The 6,000-nt window shown below is 71.6% G+C and carries 6 protein-coding genes; 2 read left to right on the top strand and 4 right to left on the bottom strand.

All coding sequences use genetic code 11. The features are described from left to right. Positions 1–761: 761 nt before the first annotated feature. Positions 762–1,181 (bottom strand): hypothetical protein, encoded by a 420-nt coding sequence (locus D474_RS0110040; RefSeq protein WP_026118348.1) that lies wholly within the window; start codon positions 1,179–1,181, stop codon positions 762–764. 460 nt (positions 1,182–1,641) lie between these two features. Here D474_RS0110040 and D474_RS32665 point away from each other — a divergent pair, with 460 nt between their 5' ends. Continuing rightward, a complete protein-coding gene (locus tag D474_RS32665) occupies positions 1,642–1,872 on the top strand; it encodes a hypothetical protein (RefSeq protein ID WP_017613451.1) in 231 nt (76 codons plus the stop codon). Between the two features lie 81 nt (positions 1,873–1,953). Further along, positions 1,954–2,142 carry a hypothetical protein gene (locus D474_RS32660; protein WP_193373990.1) on the top strand — a complete coding sequence of 63 codons (189 nt, stop codon included), beginning with the start codon at positions 1,954–1,956 and terminating at the stop codon, positions 2,140–2,142. A gap of 47 nt (positions 2,143–2,189) precedes the next feature. Here the strand turns inward: D474_RS32660 and D474_RS0110025 are convergent, their stop codons facing one another. From D474_RS0110025 to D474_RS0110015, 3 genes are all read right to left on the bottom strand, one after another. After that, positions 2,190–3,281, bottom strand: coding sequence for a magnesium and cobalt transport protein CorA (locus D474_RS0110025; RefSeq protein WP_017613449.1), 1,092 nt, complete (start codon positions 3,279–3,281; stop codon positions 2,190–2,192). 92 nt (positions 3,282–3,373) lie between these two features. After that, a complete protein-coding gene (locus tag D474_RS0110020) occupies positions 3,374–4,021 on the bottom strand; it encodes an alpha-ketoglutarate-dependent dioxygenase AlkB family protein (protein ID WP_017613448.1) in 648 nt (215 codons plus the stop codon). A gap of 96 nt (positions 4,022–4,117) precedes the next feature. Further along, entirely contained in the window at positions 4,118–5,920 is a 1,803-nt protein-coding gene (locus D474_RS0110015; RefSeq protein ID WP_026118346.1) for a hypothetical protein, read from the bottom strand. Between the last annotated feature and the right edge of the window lie 80 nt (positions 5,921–6,000).

Genomic DNA, 6,000 nt, shown 5'->3' with positions numbered 1-6,000 from the left:
GCGGGGCCCGCCGTCCGCGGCGGTCGCGACGGTCACAAGCGAAGGTGAGGACACCCAACAATGCTCGGAACCGCCGCGTTCGTGCTCATGGCGATCAGCATGGTCATGATGATCATCGCCGGCCTCCTGCCCGCGATCGTGAAGACCCGCTGACGGCTTGCGACGGGTACCGGGGCGTCCCCGGTACCCGCCACGACCCCGTGTGCACCGGTCTTCCGGACCGGGGTACCCGTCCTGTACCCCGCACCTGCCCGCACGTGGGGCGCGTGCTTCCCACCCTACGGAACCGGGGTGGGGAGTCGGGAGTGCTTTTCGGTGCCGGTGTGATGGAGGTCTCAGGGCGCGAGCGCCTTCTTTACAGTGTAGATCCCGAGTGATCCGTTCGGTTCGCCTCCCCGATCGGCACGGCACGGCCGTACGGGACGCGGTCGCCGACCCGGGCCGCTCGGCACGGGCGGGGCGGCACGGGGGCCGCCCCGGCGGTGCCCGCGGCCCGGTCGGCCGGTCCGTTCGGGTTCGCAGGTCAGGGTCGGGGCTCGTTGGCGCGGCTGGGGGCGGACCGGGGCCCGAGGGCCACAGGGCCGGGAGGGACGGGGTCGGGGGCGGTGGGAGGCGGCCGCGGCGAGGTCATCGGCGTCGGCCTCCTTCACTCGATGACGGATCACGCACTCCACCCAGCCCCGCCGGTCCGGAGAGCGTCGCCAGGATGCACCCGCGAAGCCTCGGGGACAACCCATTGCCGGCTCGAGGCCGGACCGCGGTCAGTCGCCGGTCCCCTCGAACCAGTCCCGTGCGCTGCGCGTCTGCACCAACGCGAGGGCGACCATCGCACCGAGCACACCCATGAAGGCGAGCTGGCCCACCACCAGGGCATTGACGATGGTGAGCAGGCCACCCAGGCCGACCAGGATCCGCACCACCAGGTGCGAGCGGTCTCCGCCGCGGCCCAGACGCAGGCCTCCCAGCAGGAAACACACCGTGGAGGCCAGCCCCAGGGCGAGCCCGGCCACGGCCTGCGCGGGGCTCGTCCCCGCCCCGGCGAGGAGGTCGGCGCCGCCGGGCGCGCTCAGCAGGAACACCAGGTTCAACAGGTTGACCACCAGAACGGCCCCGAGCACACCGGCCGTGACGAGGAGAACGATCCGTGCGGCCTTGGCCGTGGTGGGCATCGGGGGATTCACTCGTGGCGTTTCCTTGTCCGTTCGCGGGTCTGCTCCCGCATGCTATCGGGTGCGTTCCTCACCCCGCAGACCAGGGACGCCCGGGCATTCACTGTGCGCTGGGAACGGAATCGGTGCTCCGCCGCGCCACGCTGTGCACTCGCTCGGTGCCGTTGGAAACCCGTTACCTCCGAGGAGCCCGTGTGCCGCCCCTCAGCCCACCGAACCCCGGACGATCCTGTCGTCGCGGGCACGTGGTGGCCGGGCTCCGACGAGGCCCGGCCCACCTGCCGTGGACGGGGCGCGGCGACCGGATGACCGCCTTCGACGAACTGCGGTGACCGTTTCCGGCCACCGCTCCGTGGGAGGAGTCGGGGCGGGGCCGCGGTAGCGGTGGTATGTCTGGAGGTGGCGCGAGTCCCCGGTCTCGTCCGGGTGGCCGGTGTCCACCCCGTCCAGGAGCCTGAGTGAGGGTTGGCAGATGTCGTCGATTTGGTCACGCGGTGACCGCAGGGGCAGGGTCGAGGAGGCCCTGCTGATGCTGGAGGGGCAGAGGATCATCGACGGCCTGGAGATCCGCGCCTCCGAGGACAAGCCCTACCGGGTCCGGGTCCCGGCCGGCATCGTGCACCTGGACGAGGACGAGGCCTCCATGTTCGCCCTGGGCGCCGTGGTGGGTGCGTTCGGGGGTGTGGCCCGCCGCCAGGACTGAGGCACCGCCGTCGGGGCCAATGGCGGCCCAGGGTGCGCAGGACCGCATCGAGCAGCAGTTGGCGCACCATCGTGCTGGCCGGTGTGCTCGACGGCCGTCTCGGCGCTGACGGTGCTCAGGCACAGGCCGACGACCATCTCCGCGAGCGGGCGCGGAGGGGGCTGCCGGGTGCAGGAGGACGTCGCCGAGGTCAGCACGAGCGCCGCCCACGAGCGCAAGCAGCTGCGTTCTGAGGTCTCCCGCCTGCGTGGCAGCATCGAGGCCGCCTGAACAGGGGCACGGCCACACTCGACGCCTCGACGACTCCGGGGTGGATCTCAGAGCCAGCCGCGGCGCCGGAAGACCGCGTACAGGCAGACGCTGGAGGCGGCCATGGCGACCAGGGCCGTCGGCCAGCTGAACACCCAGTGCATGAAGCCGTGCGGGGCGATGTTCATGCCGTAGAAGGAGGCGATGAGTGTCGGCACGACGAGGATGCCTCCCCAGGAGGAGACCTTCTTCATGGCTTCGTTCTGGGACTGGTCGATGAGCGTGTTGTTGACCGCCATGATGTTCTGCAGCAGCTGGCGGAAGCCGTCGACATGCTCGCGTACGGCGGTCTCGTGGTCGGCGACGTCGCGCAGGTAGTTGTGCAGCCGGTCGAGGCCTTGGGCGCAGCCACGGGCGCGGGGCAGGCCCGGTGCGACCCGGTCCGGGTGCTCCAGTGGCTCCATGAGGTCCCGCAGTACCCCGTCGAGTGGATCCACGGCCCGCTGGAGGAGGATGACCTCGCGGGCCAGCCGGTAGGTACGCCGGGAAGCCCGGGGGTCCCCGTCGAAGACCTGGTTCTCGACCTCGTCGATGTCGCCCTGCAGACCGGAGACGACCGGGGCGTAGGCGTCCACGACAGCGTCCACGACGGCGTACATCACCGCGAGCGGGCCGTGCGCGAGCCGGTGAGGGCCCGACTCCAGGCGTTCACGCACGTCCTCGAAGTCGATCTGGTCGGTGTGGCGGATGGTGAGGACGAAGTTCTCCGACGCGAACAGGTGCACCTCTCCGACCTCCACGCGCTCGTGCGCGTCGTCGTAACGAGCCGGGCGCAGGACGACGAAGAGCACCTCCCGGTGGATCTCGGCCTTGGGGCGCTGGTGGGCCACGATCGCGTCCTCCAGGGCGAGCGTGGGCAGGCCGAAGGTGCGCGCCAGTTCGGTCAGCTGGGTGTGGTTGGGGTCGGTCATCGACACCCACGCCATGAGCCCGGGGTCGGCGGTGATCGCCTGCCGGGCCTCCTGGACGGTTTCGGTCTCGCGTTCGCGCAGGCCCTCCCGGTACAGCAGGGTGCGCACCTGCCCGGGGCCGGCGTCGGGCAGTGCCATGGCGGCGGTGCGGCCCAGGGCCATGGTGCGTTCGGGTGCTGGCTCGGGCATCGGCGGCTCCCCGGGGCGGATCGGCGCGGACCAGCTCGATCTTCGCGCCCGGGCCGCGGGCGCACGGGGAACGACGCGCACGCCCCGGCCCCTCAGGGGCGGCCGAGCGCGCGCAGGGTGATGTTGAGGCGGCCGCGGAGTCCGAGCCAGGCGGGTGCGGTGCCCGGCCGGGTACAGGGCACCCCGTGGTAGGCCAGGCGGGAGGGTCCGCCGAAGACGAAGAGGTCGCCGCTGCGCAGTTCCACGTCGGTGTAGGGGCGGGTGCGGGTCTCGGTGTTGCCGAACCGGAAGAGGCAGGTGTCGCCGAGGCTGAGGGAGACCACGGGCATGTCCGCGTGTTCGTCCTTGTCCTGGTGCATGCCCATGTGTGCGTCGGCGTCGTAGAAGTTGACCAACGCGATGTCGTAGGGCGGGTCGTCGTCGGCGAGGGGCCGGCCATAGGCGTCCAGAGCTCTTCGGGCCAGGTCTGCCAGGGGCTCGGGGAAGGGCTGCACGGGCGTGCCGTCGGGCAACAGGCCGCTGTAGGAGTAGGGCTTCCAGAACCACCCGAGGCTGGTCATGGACACGCTCATGCGGCCGCCTCGGGGCATGGTGTGGCGCCGGGTCCCGGCAGGCCCGCTTGCCCAGGCGCGGCAGTGCTCCAGGAGGGTGCGCTGGGCCTCGGCGCCGAGCCAGCCCGGTACATGCACAGCACCGGGTGCCACGGTCACCGGGGGCTCCCCGAACAGCGGCTCGTCCATGCACACAGTTTACGGCCCGGTGCAGGTCGGGAACGGGGCCGGACCCGCCGGGCCGGGGTCGGCCGGCCCGGCGGGTGGGCGGGGGCGGGGGCGGGTTCAGCGGCGCACGAGGTCGCGCACGTTGACCACCAGTAGCACCACGACGACGATGCCGATGGGCACGGTGATGGCGATGCGCCAGTCGGCGATGAAGGCGGCCACCACCCCCGCCAAGAGGCCGAGAGCAACCGCCAGGACGGCGATCCCGACCAGGTACTGGCGGAACTTGCGCCGGGCGATGGCGTCGACGGCGGCGAAGGCGAAAACCACGCCGATCATCGCGTACAGGGTCTGCTGGCCGTCGAGCAGGAACAGGGTCAGCGCCAGCGAGACGAACAGCAGCGGCGTGCTCAGGGCCACCCACAGGTGCTGGAAACGGTTGTGCCGCTGCTCGCCCGAGGCGTAGGGCATGTGCGGGGCCTTGAGGTGGCCGGTGGGGTCCGGTACCAGCGGGGTGTCGGACTCCAGGACTCTTCGGTGCGACTCGCGTTCGTCCTCGGCCAGCACCCTGCGCTCGTACAGGCGGGCGTGCTCGGCCTCGCGCTCCTCGAGCCGGCTGCCGTACTCGCGCGAGCGCGGTCGGGAATGGGCCTCGCGCTCCAAAGCCATCCGTGCGGAGTCGAGGCGGCGCATCTCCTCGCGACCGCGCACGAGGTCGGCGTCCAGGTCAGCGATGGTGCGGTCGAGGTCCTCGACGTGGGCGCGCAGTTCGGCGCGGGCGGCCTCCTCGGTGGGAGCGACCTTCTGCAGTCCGACCCAGGCGAGCGGGTCGGCCCAGGATCGGCGGATGCTGCCGTCGCGTTCGTAGCGGGGGCCGCTGGGTGCGCGCTCGCCGTCGAAGAAGTCGCGGGTGTCGCGTCCCCACAGGCCGCGGAAGCCCCGTACCCACGGGGTGTGGTCGTCGATGAGGACGGCGTTCCACTCGCGGTCGCCGCCGGGGCCGAGGGTGACCCCGTCGCCGCGGGCGTAGTCGACGAAGGGCACCCCGATGCCGTGTCGGTTGATGGCGCTGTCGGCGCGGAAGAGGCGCTGGGTGAGGCGGCGCCAGGCGCGGACGAGCCCGCGCAGGAACGAGGGGTCGACCTGGATGAGGTAGTCGCCGGGCAGCATCTGGTGCGAGTGCGATCCGGCCCCGACGTAGATGCGCGGGTGGTCGCCCTGACGGTGCAGGTCGGGGTCGTCCCAGCTGCGGCGCAGGTCGTCGCCGTGGTACTCGTGCGAGGAGGCGCCCACCCAGGCGAGTCGGGTCGTGCCGTCGGAGTCCTCGACGACGTAGACGGTGACGCGTTCCCAATCGGCCTCGTGGTCATTGACGCCGCCGTAGATGGTGCGCCAGTCGTTCATCGCGTAGAAGAACCAGTACTGCAGGACGGTGTAGCCGCCCTCGCGGGTGACCCTGCCGTAGTAGTACGCGCGCCCGTCGTCGAGGCGTTCGCGGTACCGGGTCACGGCGGCGTAGGTGACACCGCCGGGAACGGTCCCCCGCACGAGCAGGGAGATCTTCATGAGGATGTCCAGGACCCGGCCCAGGACTCCGACGGCGACGAGGCGGCCGCTCTTGGGGATGACCGACCGTGCGATGCCCTTGAAGCGGCGGGCCTCTTCGCGCAGGGTGTCGGCCTGGACGAACCGCAAGTGCTTGTGGCGGCGGGGCCACTCCTCCTCGGCCTGGGAGAGGCGGTCGAGGGTGAGTTCGCCGGCGGGGACGGCGAGGCTCTCTCGGCCGCCGGGCTCCTCGATCCAGAGGCTGCAGTTGCGGACGTAGGCGTCCACGTCGGTGGGGAAGAAGAGTTCCCCCTCGGTGCACACGAGCACCGGTTCGTGGGCGCGCAGGAGTTCGAGATCAGATGGGGACGACATGATCGCCCCAAGCTAGTACATGGGCGCAGTGGCGCGTGACCAGTAGGGGCGCCGCCCGCTCACGGGTTCCCGGGCAGGCA

Origin of the sequence: Nocardiopsis salina YIM 90010 (assembly GCF_000341025.1) — a bacterium.
GTDB lineage: Bacteria > Actinomycetota > Actinomycetes > Streptosporangiales > Streptosporangiaceae > Nocardiopsis > Nocardiopsis salina.
Note: the sequence above shows the minus strand (reverse complement) of the source record. Positions and strands in the feature narration are given on the sequence as shown.

Excerpts from the sequence above, each read along its gene's own strand:
- D474_RS32665 (WP_017613451.1), top strand. The coding sequence starts at position 1,642 with ATGTCGTCGATTTGGTCACGCGGTGACCGCAGGGGCAGGGTCGAGGAG.
- D474_RS0110025 (WP_017613449.1), bottom strand. The coding sequence starts at position 3,281 with ATGCCCGAGCCAGCACCCGAACGCACCATGGCCCTGGGCCGCACCGCC.
- D474_RS0110020 (WP_017613448.1), bottom strand. The coding sequence starts at position 4,021 with ATGGACGAGCCGCTGTTCGGGGAGCCCCCGGTGACCGTGGCACCCGGT.
- D474_RS0110015 (WP_026118346.1), bottom strand. The coding sequence starts at position 5,920 with ATGTCGTCCCCATCTGATCTCGAACTCCTGCGCGCCCACGAACCGGTG.